Here is a 15,333-nt window from a genome sequence, read left to right on the forward strand (position 1 = left end):
CCACGAGGTGTGCATCAGCCCAGGTAACCGTCCTTCCCCTTCCATGAACAGAATGTCGTTCTGTATGGTCGCGCCATGAGGGCTACGAGGGGCTTCTACGAGATCGCGGCGGCCGATCCCGGACGCGTCGCCGTCGTCGCGGACGCGACCACGACCACCGCCACGGACGCGACCGGGGACGCGACCACGACCTACGGCGAGCTGTACGAGCGGGTCAACCAGGTCTCGCACGGCCTTCTGGCGCGCGGCACCCGGCCGGGGGACACCGTCGTGACGGTCCTGCCCAACGGGGTCGACGCGATCACGATGATGCTGGCGACGTACCAGATCGGCGCCTATCACGTCCCGGTCAACTGGCACTACACGGCCGACGAGGTCGGTTACATCGTCACCGACTGCGCGGCGCGGGTGGTGGTGAGCTCCGAGCGGTACGGGCACGCGGTGCCGGGCGGGTTCACGGAGACCGGCGCCCTCGCCGAGGGGCGGCCGGCCACGCCCCCCGAGGGGCGCAGGGCCGGGTCGATGATGCTCTACACCTCGGGGACCACCGGCAGGCCCAAGGGCGTGCGGCGGCGGCTGATCGAGCTGAGCCCCGAGGACCTCTACCCGATCCTGATGCGCAAGGGCTGGCGGCACTTCGGGCTGCCGCCCGACGGGGTGCACCTGCTACTTTCGCAGCTCTACCACTCGGCGCCGTACGGGCAGGCGATGATGGCCCTGCAGTTCGGGCACACCCTCGTGGTGACCGAGCGGTTCGACGCCGGGGAGACGCTGGAGCTGGTCGAGCGGCACCGGGTGACCAACGCGTTCATGGTGCCGACCATGTTCCACCGGCTGCTGGCCCTGCCCGCCTCCATCAGGACAAAGTACGATTTATCGTCATTGACGCATCTGTATCACGGTGCCGCCCCCTGCCCGCCCGCCACCAAGCAGGCGATGATCGAATGGCTCGGCCCCGTGCTGTGGGAGTACTACGGCTCGACCGAGGCCGCCGTGGCCACGATGGTCTCCTCGGCGGAGTGGCTGGAGCGGCCGGGCACCGTCGGCCGGGCGATCGACGGCATCACGTTCACGATCATCGGTGACGACGGCGCGGAGCTCCCGCCCGGCGAGCCCGGCATGGTCTACATCGGCGGAATCAACCGCTTCGAGTACCACCGCGACCCGTCCAAGACCGCCTCCACGATGCGCGGCCCCCTCTACACCCCCGGCGACATCGGCTACCTGGACGAGGACGGCTACCTGTTCCTCTGTGACCGGCGCACAGACCTGATCATCTCCGGCGGGGTCAACATCTACCCGGCCGAGATCGAGGCCGTGCTCCAGGAACACCCCTCGGTCGCGGACGTGGCGGTGATCGGCGTCCCCGACCCGGAGTGGGGCCAGCGCGTCGTCGCGCTGGTCCAGCCCGCGGCGGGCGTCACCCCCGGCGCGGAGCTCACCGGCGAGCTGCTGGCCCACTGCGACTCCCGGCTGGCCCGCCTCAAGCACCCCCGGGTGATCGAGTACCGCGACCCGCTGCCGCGTACTCCCACGGGCAAGCTCAGCCGGAGCAACCTGCGCAATACGTATCTTCCTTCCTGAGCTGGGCAAATACCCTTGCATGGGGGGATCAACGACAGGCGCCGCGCTACTGGCGGCCGCCGTCATGACGCTCGCGGGCTGCGGTCAGGGCCTGCAACTGCAAACACCCGGGACGGCCGGCTCGCCGGGCGCTCCCACACCCGGCGCGTCGGCGAGCATCTCCGCCACGGCCTCCCCGAGGGGCTCACCCACCACCCCCGGCCCCGTCCCGGACGCCCTGGAGGCCGCGTACGAGCGGACCATCGCCAGGGTGCTGCCGTCCATCGTGCAGATCACCACGGGGGACGGTCTCGGCTCGGGGATCGTGTACGACACCGCAGGGCACGTCATCACCAACGCCCACGTGGTCGGGAGCGCCAGGACTTTCAAGGTCACGCTCGCCAACGGCGGCACCCCGCGCACCGCGAGGCTGGTCGACTCGTTCGAGCTGGGCGACCTGGCGGTGATCAAGGTGGACGACCCGGCCGGGCTGAAACCCGCCGTCTTCGGCGACTCCTCCAAGCTGAGGGTCGGCGAGATCGTGATGGCCATGGGAAACCCGCTGGGCCTGTCGGGCAGCGTCACCGAGGGGATCATCTCGGCACTGGGCCGCACGGTCACCGAGCCCGGGGGCGAGGGCTCGCCGGGCGCGACGATCAGCGGGGCCATCCAGACCTCCGCGCCCATCAACCCGGGCAACAGCGGCGGCGCCCTGGTCAACCTCAGGGGCGAGGTCGTCGGCGTGCCGACCCTGACCGCCGTCAACCCCGAGCTCGGCAACGCCCAGGCCCCGGGCATCGGCTTCGCGATCCCGGCCAACACCGTCAAGGACGTCGCCACGCAGATCATCAGGGACGGCAGGGTCACCAACACCCGCAGGGCCGCGCTCGGCGTCGTCGTACGGACCGTGATCGACATGAACGGGCAGCCCGCGGGCGTCAGCGTCGTACGGGTACAGCGCAACAGCGGCGCGGAGCGTGCGGGACTCAAGGCCGGGAACCTGATCGTCTCGGTCGACGGCATGCCCACCCCGTCGACCCAGGAGCTGGCGGCGGTCCTCGCCCAGCTCAGGCCCGGCCAGGACGCGAAGGTCGAGGTCCTGCGCCCCGACGGCTCGACGACCACCGTGGTCGTCCCCCTCACGGAGCTCCCGGGCGGCTGACGCCGGCGCCCCGCCCGATCACGCCGGGACCACCGCGGCCGCCCGGCCGGCGTGATCCGTGATCGGGCGGCCGGGCCGGGCGGGCCGGGGCGGTCAGTAGGGCAGGACGCGGTCGGTGAAGGGCTTGGCCACGAAAGGCGCCTTGAACTTCGGGAAGGCGACCGTCTTGACGTCGCCGTCGGAGGTGTAGCGCTCGTCGGCGTTCGCCTTCAGCCAGTCGAGCCAGGCCACGGAGCAGAACTTGGCGCAGTCGCCCTTCTTGTCCATCGAGCGGATGCGCGGGATGCCGAGCGGGTCGAACTTCTTGTTGAACGGGGACAGCGCCGGGGTGTAACCGGCGAGGAACACGCCGCCGTAGTCGTAGGAGACGTCTCCCGAGGAGCCTTTGCGACCCCACGCCTTGCCGTCGGGCTGAATGCCGTACGGCAGGGCAAGCGTGACCGGCGGCACCTTGATCAGGCCGGTGATGAGCCTGTGGCCCGCCGCCACCTCCGCGTTGACCGCCTTCTTCGGCTTGCCGCCCAGGCTGAGATGGTCGCGGGTGTGGTTGCCGATGTCGAAGCCCTTGTCGGTGAGCCAGAGGAGCATCTGCGCTCCCTCCTCGGGCGTCGCCTTGCCGAACATGTCGCGCGTGACGTAGAACGTTCCAACGCCGCGGAAGCCCGGGTAGGTCTTGGCGACGTCCTGGAGGATCGCGACGGCGGTGTTCGGCTTGGGCAGCCCCATCCCGTCCAGCTCGAACTGCGAGGGCGAGGAGTCGTCGAAGGTGAGGACGACGGGATGCTTGCCCGCCGGGATGTCCATGCGCCCGGTGACGAACTCGGCCGCGGTGACCGCGACGTAGTCCTCCTTGGCCAGCCGCTCCAGCTCGGTGCGGAACTGCTTGGGTGTGCGGTCGTCCTGGGTGGAGGGCTTGTCGATCACCCGGTGGTACATGAGGACGGGCACCTGCCCGAGCTCGTTGGCCTTGACCTTGGCGGCGGCCTGCGTCTTGGCCTTGAGGAGGTTGGCCTGCGAGGCGCCGGCGGCCGACGCCTTGGCCGAGGCCGCCACCTTGGCCTTCTGTTCGTCGCCCTCGCCCGAACCCGTCGATCCACATCCGGCCAGCACGGCTCCTGTCGCGATGACGACCACACCGGCCCTGCCCACTCTGAGACGGCCCATCGAATTCCTCCAAAGCGCACTGACGATACGCTTCTCATCCCCCTCCGACCTGCGGATCGACCTCCACGCCCGGCAAAGGTTCCCGCCGGAGCGGCTCTCGGCGGCTCTAGGCGGCACTGCGCGGCATCGGGCGGCACCGCGCGGCTCAGCCGGAGACGGGGGCCCTCCACACCCGGAGACGCCGGACGGTGACAGGGTTCTCACCCAGCGGAGACACCGCAAGTGCGGACGTCATACCACATTTCGGTCTCGTTACCGACACCTTAGATTGTTGACCAAAATTCAATAATTTCGTCACGTTACCGTTGACTGCCCTGAAATTCCCGCTTACCGTCCGGGCATCCGAGCGGCGTCGTGAGGGGGAAAGATGGCGGAACGCCTGAAGAATCGGGGGCTTGTCGGCGAGCTGGCGGCCGAGTTCGCGGGCACCATGATCCTGATTCTGTTCGGGGTGGCGGTGGTGGCCCAGGTCGTGGCGGCCGAGATCGGCGACCACGACAGCATCGCGTGGGCGTGGGGACTCGGAGTGACCCTGGGCGTCTACGTCGCCGCCCGCACCAGCGGGGCCCACCTCAACCCCGCCGTCACCATCGCGCTCGCCGCCTTCAAGGGGTTCTCCTGGCGCAAGGTCCTGCCGTACTCCCTGGCGCAGACGGCGGGCGCGTTCGTGGCGGCGCTCATCGTCCGCTTCAACTACAGCGAGGTACTGCAGAAGGCCGACCCCGGGCTCACGATCAAGACCCAGGGCGTCTTCTCGACCCTGCCCGGCAACGGGAGCCTGCCCATCGGCACCTGGGGCGCCTTCCGCGACCAGGTGATCGGCACCGCGATCCTGCTCCTGCTCGTCCTCGCCGTCTCCGACGCGCGCAACTCGGCGCCCATGGCCAACCTGGCCCCCTTCGTGGTCGGCCTGATCGTGGTGGCCATCGGGATGGCCTGGGGCACCAACGCCGGGTACGCCATCAACCCCGCCCGCGACTTCGGGCCGCGACTCGCCTCGTACCTCACCGGATACGAGACCGCCTGGCAGGATCAGTACGGCCAGCTCTACTTCTGGGTGCCGATCGTGGCGCCCGTCATCGGGGCCCTGATCGGGGCGTTCCTGTACCAGGTCCTGATCGCCAGGTTCCTTCCCCCCGAGGACGCCGAGCCCGAGGTGGGGCGGATGCCGTCCGACGAGGGGGCCACCCCCGCCTGAACGAGGGCGGGTGACGGCCCTCGTCCGGACGGGGCCGGGAACCGTTACGGGGAGAGCGGCAGATCTCCCGGAGAGTCTCACAGAGGAGGCACCATCCATGCCTGACTTCGTCGGAGCGATCGACCAGGGAACGACGAGCACCCGATTCATGATCTTCGATCATGGCGGTAACGAGATAGGCCGCCACCAGCTCGAACACGAGCAGATCCTGCCCCGCGCCGGATGGGTGGAGCACAACCCCACGGAGATCTGGGAACGCACGAGGGCGGTGATCGAGACCGCGATGAACAGGGCGGGCCTCGCCGCCTCCGACCTGGCCGCGCTCGGCGTCACCAACCAGCGCGAGACCGCGGTGGTCTGGAACCGCAGGACCGGGCGCCCGTACCACAACGCGATCGTCTGGCAGGACACCCGCACCGACCGGATCGCCTCCGCCCTGGACCGCGACGGCAGGGGCGACGTCATCCGCCGCAAGGCGGGCCTGCCCCCGGCGACGTACTTCTCCGGCGGCAAGATCCAGTGGATCCTGGAGAACGTCGACGGCGTGCGCGAGGCGGCCGAGGCGGGAGACGCGATCTTCGGCAACACCGACACGTGGCTGCTGTGGAACCTGACCGGCGGCACCGACGGCGGCGTGCACGTCACCGATCCGACCAACGCCAGCCGCACGATGCTGATGGACCTGGAGACCCTCGACTGGGACGACGAACTGCTGTCGTTCTTCGGCATCCCCCGTCAGATGCTGCCGTCCATCGCCCCCTCCTCCCACCCCGGCCTGTACGGCACCACCCGGGCGACCGGCCCGCTGAAGGGGGAGGTCCCGCTCTCCGGCGACCTCGGCGACCAGCAGGCCGCCACCGTCGGGCAGGTCTGCTTCGGCGTCGGCGAGGCCAAGAACACCTACGGCACCGGCAACTTCCTGCTGCTCAACACCGGCACCGAGCTCGTACGGTCCCAGAACGGCCTGCTCACCACCGTCTGCTACCGCTTCGGCGAGGAGCCGCCGGTGTACGCGCTGGAGGGCTCCATCGCGGTGACCGGCTCCGCCGTGCAGTGGCTGCGCGACCAGCTCGGCATCATCTCGGGAGCGGCGCAGAGCGAGGCGCTCGCCCGGCAGGTCGAGGACAACGGCGGCGTCTACTTCGTCCCCGCCTTCTCCGGCCTCTTCGCCCCGTACTGGCGGTCCGACGCCCGGGGCGCCATCGTCGGCCTGTCGCGCTTCAACAACAACGCCCACCTCGCGCGGGCCACCCTGGAGTCCATCTGCTACCAGAGCCGCGACGTGGTCGAGGCGATGCGGCAGGACTCCGGCGTCGCCCTCGACGTGCTGCGCGTCGACGGCGGCGTCACCGCGAACGACCTGTGCATGCAGATCCAGGCCGACATCCTCGGCGTGTCCGTCTCCCGGCCCGTCGTGGCCGAGACGACCGCCCTGGGGGCCGCGTACGCGGCGGGGCTGGCGGTCGGCTTCTGGAAGTCGACCGACGAGCTCAAGCAGAACTGGCAGGAGGGCCGCCGCTGGGAGCCCCAGTGGTCGGACGAGCAGCGGGCCACCGGCTACGCCGGCTGGAAGAAGGCGGTCGAACGCACCCTCGACTGGGTCGACGTGTCCTGACCTGCGGGGATCACGGGACGGCTGATGAAATGTGCTACCCGACGGCACCGGGTGGCACATAAGTCGTACGTCGGCATGCGCCGGGAAGTGACACCATTTTTTGACACCATTACTGGGTACCATTGCGTCATGGACCTTCGACTCCGCCTTCCCGACGAGACCCACCGGCGGCTGCGCGCCGTCGCCGACGAGAGCGACAACAGCCTCAACACCGAGATCCTGATCGCCATCGAGGAGCACCTGGAGCGCAGGCAGACCAGCGCGGTGCGGGCCATCGCCCGCAAGGTCGCCAAGCGTGACGCCGAACTCCTGGACAGGCTCTCCAAGTGACCGTCTACCTCACGAAGGCCGACGTTCTGGCCATCGCCGAGGAGATCCTGCCTTCGGTCGGCCTGCGGGACGGCGGCCAGTTGCACGCGGCGGTGCTCAGGCCGCAGACCAGCGTGTTCGGAGACGACGCCTACCCAGACCCGTGGACCAAGGCGGCGGGGCTGATGCAAAGCCTGATCATCGGCCACCCTCTGGTCGACGGGAACAAGCGGCTCGGCTGGACGTCGGCCGTCGTCTTCCTGGAGCTGAACGGCGAGACGCTGAGCGGCACCGACACGGACGCGGCCGAAGCCCTCGTGATCGCCGTCACCACGGGAGAGCTGGACGACGTGACCGAGATCGCCAAACGGCTCCGCGAGCTGGAGCCGTAGTTCGCGGCGGACTCGACCGCGGTCCATGTCCGCCAGGGAGTGTGGCCACAAGAAGACGAAGGGCGGCCGGGACGGCACGGGGCCGACCCGACCGCCCTTCGGCGATCTGCTCCGCACGGTTCGATGCGGAGCGGGGGTGGAGGTGGCGGGAATCGAACCCGCGTCCTTCAACTCCAAGACAGGGCTTCTCCGGGTGGAGCCTGCTGTGCTTTTCTCAGCCCCGGCAATCACGCAGGCAAGTCGCCGACGGGCTCAGCCACTGTAAGATTTCCCGATCTTCCCCGTGGCCGGGTCGATCGGTTGAGCCTCCTAGCGATGCCGGATCCGGGCCGGAGGCGCTCCCGGGCCGGCAGAAGTCACTCGCTGCTTAGGCGGCGAGTGCCAGGTTGCCCTGGCTGACTTCGGAGTGCGTCTTATTGGCACTTGTTGGTCGCGGTCACAGTGTTAACGAGGTTATGTCCGCAGTCCTCGACCCGCTTCACCTGACTTGAAAAGCCAAAGTCGAAACCAGTCACCCCCTGTTGAGTTTTCAACGCGACCCCGAGGGGCCGAGCCATCCGAAGATACCCCTTACAACACGGCTGACGCGAATCGAATTCCCGCCGGGCGCGCCACGGCGGGCCGGGGACGCCGGCACCCCGGGAACGCCGAAACCCCGGGGACACCCGCGAATCGCGAGCGTCCCCGGGGTTGACCGGCAGGGTCGAGCCGGTCCTGACGGCAGGGCCTCCCCCGAGATGAAGCCCTGATCTCATCACAGCGACCGGGTCCGCAACCCCCCAAGCGGAGCCCGGTCACTTAGAAGGACGCAAACAAGACACTCCATGGTTGCTCAGGGTGAAAAGAATATTCCGCAGCGTCACAGACCGGCGTGCAGCCCCTGGAAGAAGCGCCCGGCGGCGGAAGCTCCCGCCGTGGCGTCCGAGCTCTGCGTCAGCACGGCGACGGCCACGTCCCCCTGCCACCCGACGAACCAGGAGAGCGGCTTGCGGTTCTGCGAGGCGGAGGCGGTGATGCCGTGGACGGGGTCACCGGGGGCCGCGGCGGCCCGCGCGGAGCCCCCGGTCACTCCGCTGCGCATGAAGGCGCGGAGGGTCTCGACCGTCTTGTCGTCCAGCTGGACCGGGGCGGGCGCCTTGGAGGGCTTGGCGTCGGTCGTGGGGTCGGCCGTCTGGGGCTCGGTGACCAGGACCGGCGGGCGCCAGGTGCCGGAGGCGACGGCCCCCGCGACCAGCGCCATGGACAGCGGGCTGACCAGGACGTTCTGCCCGGTGATGGCCTTGGCCGTGGCCGCGTCGTTCTTCAGCGGTTTCTTGGAGTTCACGGAACCGCTGAACGACTTCAGCGGGAGGCTCCAGGGCACCCCGATGCCGAACTTCGCGGCGTCGGCCGTCAGCTCCGCGCCGTTGATCCTGCGGGCCAGCGCGGCGAGCGCGGTCACGCAGCCGGTGGCGAAGTTGGCCTGGAGGGTCGGCGAGCCCCCGGCGGGCCCGCCCTCCTGGTGGAACTCGGCCCCCCCGACGGACCTGTCGGCCGGGCAGGCCACCTTCTGCTTGGGGTCGATCTTCGCCCTGAGCATGCCCTCGACGGTCATGATCGAGAACGCGGTCCCGGCGGGGAATTTCCCGGCGAGGGCGGGCGGCCTCTCCGGGTTGTCGTACTGCTCGGTGCTCGACACCGCCAGGATGTCGCCGGTCGAGGCCTGGACCGCGACCAGCATGCCGGGGGTCCCGCCCAGCAGCGCGCCGTCGGCCGCCTTCTGGTGGGAGCGGTCGAGCGTGGTCCGGACCGGCGAGGTGGCGCGGTCGGGCCGCCACTTCTTGAGCTCGGTCACCTTGAGCGTCTTGAGGTCGACGGTGATCACACGGGTGTCGGTCGAGCCGGTCAGATGCTCCTGGTACGCCTTCTGCAGGCCGGCCCTGCCGACCGTGTCGCCGGCCCGCTGCGGGCCGCCGAGCTGCTGCTCGCTCTCCGCGGTGACGGCGGTGACGGTGCCGACGATCTGGGTGGGCGAGGCGGGGGCCACCGCCTGCTCCTGCGCGGACAGGGTGATGCCGGGGATCGCCTCCAGCTGCCCCTGCAGCTGCCGGAACTTCGTACGGCTGAAGGTGACCAGCGGCACCTGGAGGTTGGGCGGCGCGGAGCGGATCCGGCTCAGCAGGCGGTCCTGCGGGAAACCGGTGATCTTGGAGAGCTTCTCGCAGAGCTTGTCCGCCTCGCCGTCCTTCAGGTTGGACGGCACCACGCTCGCCACGTGCAGGACGGCCTTCTCCTGCAGCGGGTCACCGTTGCGGTCGAGGATCGGCTGGCGGCCCTCGGGGGTGACCTTCACGGCGAACCGTTCACCCTCGCGCAGCTGGGGGTGCAGGACGCTGGGCGACCAGCGCACCCGCCACTGGCCGTCGACCAGGTGGAGCGGCAGCTTGCCCTCGTACTCCCACAGGGGGTTGTTCTCCCCCAGGTCGACCTCGGCGTCGAAGTCGGCCTCGACCTCGTCCGCCGCGCGCCGCATGCTCTTGACGTTGAAGCGGAACGAGGCCGCGTCGAGCTGGAGCTTGGCGTCCTCCAGCGCCCGGCTGACCACCTTCTGGTCACCGTCCGTGCGTCTGGCCGCGGCGGCGTAGTCGCCCGTCTGCCAGCCGATCAGGAAGTCACGCACCGCCTCGTGGGCCGAGGGCTCCTCGAAGCAGGCGGACAGCATGGGAGCCGTCGCCACCAGCGCGAGCGCGGCGGCGGCGGTTCGCCGGGCCCTGCCCCTCACGATCACCTGTTCCTGTGCCTGAGCGCGCGCGCCATCTCCCGCTTGGCCTGGTTCTCGGCCAGCGTCTGCCGCTTGTCCCAGTCTTTCTTTCCCTTGGCGAGGCCGATCTCTATCTTGGCCTTGCCGTCCTTGAAGTAGATGGCGAGCGGCACCAGGGTCAGGCCGCCCTCCTTGGTCTTGGAGACCAGCTTGTCGATCTCCTTGCGGTGAAGCAGGAGCTTGCGGGTTCGGCGCGCGGCGTGGTTGGTCCAGGTCCCCATGGTGTACTCGGGGATGTGGACGTTGATCAGCCAGGCCTCGCCGTCCTTGATGACGGCGTACCCGTCGAGGAGGGAGGCACGGCCGAGCCGCAGCGACTTGACCTCCGTGCCCTGGAGCACGAGACCAGCCTCGTAGGTGTCCTCGATGTGGTAGTCGTGCCAGGCACGCTTGTTCTGGGCGATCACCTTACGCCCGGTCTCACGTGGCATGCCTGGAGCCTACCGGTGACCGGAACCGCGAGCCGCGCCCGCGAGCGCGGGCGGGACCTGGATCGGCGCGCGGAAGCGCCACGCTCGCGGGACGGTCACAGCGGACGGGGCCACGGGGTCGTCACACACGCAGGTAGCGGCGGAGGGTGACGAAGGAGGCCAGCACACAGATGAGCACGCCGAAGACCATGGTGACACTGATCACCGAGGCGACCGTCTCCCAGGACAGCTGGCTGTTGGGAGAGAGGTAGAGCTGCACCCCGTCGAAGAGGAAGACCTTGCTGACGATCAGCAGCATCGCGGCCAGCACACCGCCGATCAGACCGGCGATGACGCCCTCCATCACGAACGGGAGCTGGATGTAGAGGTTGGAGGCACCCACCAGCCGCATGATGCCGGTCTCCCGCCTGCGGTTGTACGCCGAGAGCCGGACGGTGTTGCCGATCAGGAGCGTGGCCGCGAAGACCAGGATGATCGCCACCACCAGGGCGGCCCAGCGGAGCTTCTCCAGCAGCCCGAAGAACTTCTCCAGGAGCTCCTTCTGGTTGACCACGTTGGAGACCCCCGGGGCGCCCTTGACCGCCTCGATCACCGGCCCGTACGCCTCGGGGTCCTTGAGCTTGACCCGCAGAGACTCGGGCATGTCCTCGACCTGGATGGCCGAGAGCAGCACGGTGTTGTTGGCGTTCTGGTCCCGGAAGTTCTTGTAGGCCTCGGTCGCGTTCTCCACGGTGACCGCCTCGACCTGGGACATGCCCTCGATGGTCGACTTCAGCTCGGCCTGCTCCTGGGCGTTCACGCCGCCGCTGCCCTTGCACTGCGGGAAGGGGTCGTTCTTCTTGCACAGGAAGACCGAGACCTCGACCTTGTCCGCCCAGAAGTCCTTCATGCTGTTGATCTGGGAGTTGATCATCAGACCGACGCCCAGCAACGCCATGCCGATCGCCACGGTCACGATGACCGCGATGGTCATCGTGAGGTTGCGGCGGAGGCCGATCCAGACCTCGGAGAAGATGAAGTTTGCCCGCATGCTCTTCCTGTCGCTCTATCCGGTCCTGGTGTCAGTACGCCTGGCCGTACACGCCTCGCGACTGGTCACGGACGATCTTTCCGTCCTCCAGTTCCACCACCCGCTTGCGCATGGAGTCGACGATGGCCGCGTCGTGCGTGGCCATGACGACCGTGGTGCCGGTCCGGTTGATCCGGTCGAGCACCTTCATGATGCCGATGCTCGTCGCGGGGTCGATGTTTCCGGTCGGCTCGTCGGCCAGCAGGATCATCGGCCGGTTGACGAACGCCCGGGCCATCGCGACCCGCTGCTGCTCGCCACCGGACAACTCGTCGGGCATCCGATGTGCCTTGCCCTCGAGGCCGACCAGTTCGACGACCTCCGGGACCACCTTACGGATGAAACGCCGGGGCTTGCCGATGACCTCCAGAGCGAACGCGACGTTTTCGTACACGTTCTTGTTCGGGAGCAGCCGGAAGTCCTGGAAGACACATCCGATCCGGCGGCGCAGGTGCGGGATCTTGAAGTTGGACAGTCGGGCGAGGTCCTTGCCGGCCACGTGGATCGCACCCGAGTTGGGGCGCTCCTCCTTCAGGACCAGCCGGAGAAAGGTCGACTTCCCGGACCCCGAGGGGCCGACGAGGAACACGAACTCGCCCTTGTCGACGTCGACGCTGACGTGGTCCAGCGCGGGCCGGTTCTGGTTCGCGTAGACCTTGGTGACATTATCAAAATGGATCACGGGCGCATCACGGCATGCCAGTCTAGGGGTTAGGACGGTCGCAGGAGTGGCAGAGGGCCACTTCCGCCTCTCGCCGGCCGGGGGGCGCCGGTCTTTTACTCTCGATCGACGTTCCGGTTGGCCGGAGCCCAGTCTAGGGGGAAGACTGGCATGGAAAGCCCATAACGGAAACAAAACGATTCGGCGCCCGGTAACGACCGCATAAAGTAGTTCTGACCTCGAAGAGGGAGGACGTCATGAGCTGTGAAGACCTGGTCTGCGCGGGGTGCGCTCACCCCGTGGCCGAAGGCCGCTGCCCCCGCTGCCGCGCGTACCGCGACCGGATGCACCAGAACGGCTTCGGAGGCATGACCCCCGCGCTCCTGTCGCTGGTGCTGATCGCGCTCTTCTTCCTCACCCTGGCCCTGAAGCACCTCAGCGGCACCTGACCGCCCTTCCGGGGGCTCCCCGGGCTTCGCGGGCGGAGATCGCGTCACAGGCGCTCAGGGGCGCCCGTGAGCGATCTCCTCGACAGGCCCGGGGACGAGACGAAGGCGGCGGGAGAGGACGGTTCTCCTCGCTCTCCTCGCCGGCCCCCGGCGTCGCGCGTTCCGCTCCCGGGGACCGGGAGCGGGGACGCCCTACTCGTCGGCGCCCGACTCCTGGCGGCGGGTCCAGCGGATCTCGGCCTCGATGAAGCTGTCCAGGTCGCCGTCGAGCACCCCGCTCGGATTGCCCTCCTCGGCGCCCGTCCGCAGGTCCTTGACGATCTGGTACGGGTGGAGCACGTAGTTACGGATCTGGGTGCCCCACGACGTGGTCGACTCGCCCCGGATCTCGTTCAGCGCCGCCTTCTCCTCCTGGCGCTTGCGCTCCAGCAGCTTGGCCTGCAGGACCGCCATCGCGGTCGCCTTGTTCTGCAGCTGCGAGCGCTCGTTCTGGCAGGAGACCACGATGCCGGTGGGCAGGTGGGTCAGGCGGACCGCGGAGTCGGTCGTGTTGACGCCCTGGCCGCCGGGGCCCGAGGAGCGGTAGACGTCGACGCGCAGGTCGTCCTCGTTGATGTCGATGTGGTCGGTCGTCTCCACGACCGGCACCACGTCGACGCCCGCGAAGGAGGTCTGGCGGCGCCCCTGGTTGTCGAACGGGCTGATGCGGACCAGGCGGTGGGTGCCGTGCTCGCCGCGGAGCGTGCCGTAGGCGTAGGGAGCCTTGACCGTGAAGGTCGTCGACTTGATCCCGGCCTCCTCCGCGTAGGAGGTCTCGTAGACGTCGGTCGGGTAGCCCTTGCGCTCGGCCCACCGCAGGTACATCCGCTGGAGCATCTGGGCCCAGTCGGCGGCGTCCACGCCACCCGCCTGGGACTGGATCGTGACGACCGCCTCGCGGGCGTCGTACTCGCCGGACAGGAGGGTGCGGACCTCCAGGGCGCCGATGTCGCTCTTCAGGGACTCCAGCTCGCGGTCGGCCTCCTCCCGCGTGTCGTCGTCCTCCTCGTCGGCGGCCAGCTCGTACAGGACGGAGAGGTCGTCCAGCCGCTGCCCCAGCGACTCGATCCTGTTGACCTCGCCCTGGAGGTAGGAGAGCCTGCTGGTGACCTTCTGGGCGCGATCCTGGTCGTTCCACAGGTCGGGCGCGGCGGCCTGATCCTCCAGCTCCTCGATCTGCTTGCGCATCGCGCCGAGGTCGAGCACGTCCTGGATGCTGTTCAGCGTCCCGGTAAGCTCGTTGATCTGTTCTGCCGGATCGATGAGTGCCACGTCTGTAAAGGGTACGCGACCTCCGAACCCCATCGTGTACGGCGCGCTCCCCCACCATGGCTAGCATGGCCCGCATCGGGGGAGCATCGGGGAGCATCGGGAGGTGGACGTGCGCGAACACGGGCGACGGGGTGCGCTCGCACTCGCGCTGGTGTTGATCACCGTGACCGCCGCGACCACGGCGTGCTCCGGTTCCGGCGACGCCCCGCCGGAGCGGAGCTCCCCGACCGGCGGCGGTGTCACGCCGGCCACCTCCGCCGCGCCCGTCCCCCCGCCGCCCCCGGTCACGCTCGCCGAGGCGGCGAAGGCCCTGGCGGGCGTCGTGGGCGCCGACGGGGTGCTGGGAGCGGCGGTGCCGCACCTGGACGCCGACCGCAGGCTCATGCAGGAGCAGACCCGCGACGGGCAGGAGGCCCTCACCGCGGCGGCCTTCAACGGCTCCGCCGAGGCCCTCCCCCACTACACGTGGGGCACCCCCCGGCTGCTGGTCCCGCGCAACCAGCGGGGCCCGCTCTGGTTCGCCGCGGTCGTGGACCGCGAGGAGCCCTCGGGCCGGGTCCGCACCGCCGTGCTGACCCTGATGCGGCATGACGGGGAGGACTGGCGGGTCAGCTCGACCTCGCTGCTCGACGAGGGCGTCCGGCCCCCGGTGGTCGCCACGGACGCGGAGGGCTACACGACGGCGCTGGGCGAGGAGGACGCGACACTGGCCATCAGCCCGCGGCTGATGGCCCCGCTGCACGCGACCTCGGCCGAGGAGGGCGAGCGGGGGTTCGCGGCGGGGCTCATCGAGGCGGGCCCGCACACCACCGGCTTCGCCGACGAGATCACGAGGAGGCGGGCGGACGGGAAGGCGGACGACTGCCTGAGCTACGACTCGATCTTCGCCGCGAGCGACTACCCGGTGCACGCGCTGCGCACCGCCGACGGCGGCGCGCTCGTCCTCTACTCCCTGATCAGGACGACGACGCGGACGATCAAGATCACGCCGTGCGGGTCGGACATCCAGATCCCGCCCGAGGCCAGGAAGCTGACGAAGGAGCGGTTCATCCCCAAGGAGCTGCGCACGGTGGAGACGCAGCTGTACGTGAGCACGGTCCCGGCCAAGGGCAGCGGCCGTCCGGCCAAGGTCATCGGCTATCTCGGCGGCCTCACCAAGGTCACCGTGGCATAGCCCGCGCGACCGGGCTCACCCGACCGGGCCCGCGT

General features: G+C 69.4%; 14 protein-coding genes and 1 other RNA gene. 8 read left to right on the plus strand and 7 right to left on the minus strand.

Annotation, left to right across the window (positions count from 1 at the left end; all coding sequences use genetic code 11):
* The first annotated feature begins 75 nt into the window (after positions 1 to 75).
* Together ACVCAG_RS15655 and ACVCAG_RS15660 are read left to right on the plus strand one after the other, a co-directional pair.
* Positions 76 to 1,584, plus strand: coding sequence for an AMP-binding protein (locus ACVCAG_RS15655; RefSeq protein ID WP_440084074.1), 1,509 nt, complete (start codon positions 76 to 78; stop codon positions 1,582 to 1,584).
* 19 nt (positions 1,585 to 1,603) lie between these two features.
* Positions 1,604 to 2,725: a trypsin-like peptidase domain-containing protein gene (locus tag ACVCAG_RS15660; RefSeq protein ID WP_440084075.1), complete on the plus strand. Its 1,122-nt coding sequence runs from the start codon at positions 1,604 to 1,606 to the stop codon at positions 2,723 to 2,725.
* Between the two features lie 93 nt (positions 2,726 to 2,818).
* On the opposite strand, the gene ACVCAG_RS15665 is transcribed toward ACVCAG_RS15660, so the two are convergent.
* A complete protein-coding gene (locus tag ACVCAG_RS15665) occupies positions 2,819 to 3,889 on the minus strand; it encodes a polysaccharide deacetylase family protein (protein WP_440084076.1) in 1,071 nt (356 codons plus the stop codon).
* A 367-nt stretch (positions 3,890 to 4,256) separates the two neighbouring features.
* Between ACVCAG_RS15665 and ACVCAG_RS15670 the strand changes: the two genes are divergently transcribed.
* The 4 genes from ACVCAG_RS15670 to ACVCAG_RS15685 all read left to right on the plus strand — a co-directional run bounded on the left by ACVCAG_RS15670 (position 4,257) and on the right by ACVCAG_RS15685 (position 7,403).
* Complete coding sequence (locus ACVCAG_RS15670; RefSeq protein ID WP_440084077.1) at positions 4,257 to 5,087, plus strand: MIP family channel protein; 831 nt, start codon at positions 4,257 to 4,259, stop codon at positions 5,085 to 5,087.
* A 97-nt stretch (positions 5,088 to 5,184) separates the two neighbouring features.
* The gene (glpK, locus tag ACVCAG_RS15675) at positions 5,185 to 6,702 is read left to right on the plus strand and encodes a glycerol kinase GlpK (RefSeq protein ID WP_440084078.1); all 1,518 of its coding nucleotides are present in this window, start codon (positions 5,185 to 5,187) and stop codon (positions 6,700 to 6,702) included.
* 129 nt (positions 6,703 to 6,831) lie between these two features.
* Positions 6,832 to 7,032, plus strand: coding sequence for an Arc family DNA-binding protein (locus ACVCAG_RS15680; protein WP_440084079.1), 201 nt, complete (start codon positions 6,832 to 6,834; stop codon positions 7,030 to 7,032).
* On the plus strand, positions 7,029 to 7,403 hold the full coding sequence (locus ACVCAG_RS15685) for a Fic family protein (RefSeq protein ID WP_440084080.1): 375 nt from the start codon (positions 7,029 to 7,031) through the stop codon (positions 7,401 to 7,403). Before ACVCAG_RS15680 ends, ACVCAG_RS15685 begins: the two co-directional genes overlap by 4 nt.
* Positions 7,404 to 7,537: 134 nt before the next feature.
* Here ACVCAG_RS15685 and ssrA read toward each other — a convergent pair.
* From ssrA to ftsE, 5 genes are all read right to left on the minus strand, one after another.
* Positions 7,538 to 7,922: a transfer-messenger RNA gene (gene ssrA / locus ACVCAG_RS15690) on the minus strand.
* A gap of 340 nt (positions 7,923 to 8,262) precedes the next feature.
* Positions 8,263 to 10,164: a penicillin-binding transpeptidase domain-containing protein gene (locus ACVCAG_RS15695; RefSeq protein WP_440084081.1), complete on the minus strand. Its 1,902-nt coding sequence runs from the start codon at positions 10,162 to 10,164 to the stop codon at positions 8,263 to 8,265.
* Between the two features lie 2 nt (positions 10,165 to 10,166).
* Entirely contained in the window at positions 10,167 to 10,634 is a 468-nt protein-coding gene (smpB, locus tag ACVCAG_RS15700; RefSeq protein WP_362679364.1) for an SsrA-binding protein SmpB, read from the minus strand.
* A gap of 121 nt (positions 10,635 to 10,755) precedes the next feature.
* Positions 10,756 to 11,664, minus strand: coding sequence for a permease-like cell division protein FtsX (gene ftsX, locus ACVCAG_RS15705; RefSeq protein ID WP_440084082.1), 909 nt, complete (start codon positions 11,662 to 11,664; stop codon positions 10,756 to 10,758).
* A gap of 31 nt (positions 11,665 to 11,695) precedes the next feature.
* Positions 11,696 to 12,385, minus strand: a complete 690-nt coding sequence (gene ftsE / locus ACVCAG_RS15710; RefSeq protein ID WP_012888192.1) for a cell division ATP-binding protein FtsE — start codon at positions 12,383 to 12,385, stop codon at positions 11,696 to 11,698.
* Between the two features lie 236 nt (positions 12,386 to 12,621).
* Here ftsE and ACVCAG_RS15715 point away from each other — a divergent pair, with 236 nt between their 5' ends.
* Complete coding sequence (locus ACVCAG_RS15715; RefSeq protein WP_440084083.1) at positions 12,622 to 12,813, plus strand: hypothetical protein; 192 nt, start codon at positions 12,622 to 12,624, stop codon at positions 12,811 to 12,813.
* A 192-nt stretch (positions 12,814 to 13,005) separates the two neighbouring features.
* Here the strand turns inward: ACVCAG_RS15715 and prfB are convergent, their stop codons facing one another.
* On the minus strand, positions 13,006 to 14,124 hold the full coding sequence (prfB, locus tag ACVCAG_RS15720; RefSeq protein ID WP_362837605.1) for a peptide chain release factor 2: 1,119 nt from the start codon (positions 14,122 to 14,124) through the stop codon (positions 13,006 to 13,008).
* A gap of 103 nt (positions 14,125 to 14,227) precedes the next feature.
* Here prfB and ACVCAG_RS15725 point away from each other — a divergent pair, with 103 nt between their 5' ends.
* The gene (locus tag ACVCAG_RS15725) at positions 14,228 to 15,298 is read left to right on the plus strand and encodes a hypothetical protein (protein ID WP_440084084.1); all 1,071 of its coding nucleotides are present in this window, start codon (positions 14,228 to 14,230) and stop codon (positions 15,296 to 15,298) included.
* Positions 15,299 to 15,333 lie beyond the last annotated feature (35 nt).

It is taken from the genome of Streptosporangium sp. G12, from assembly GCF_052983175.1.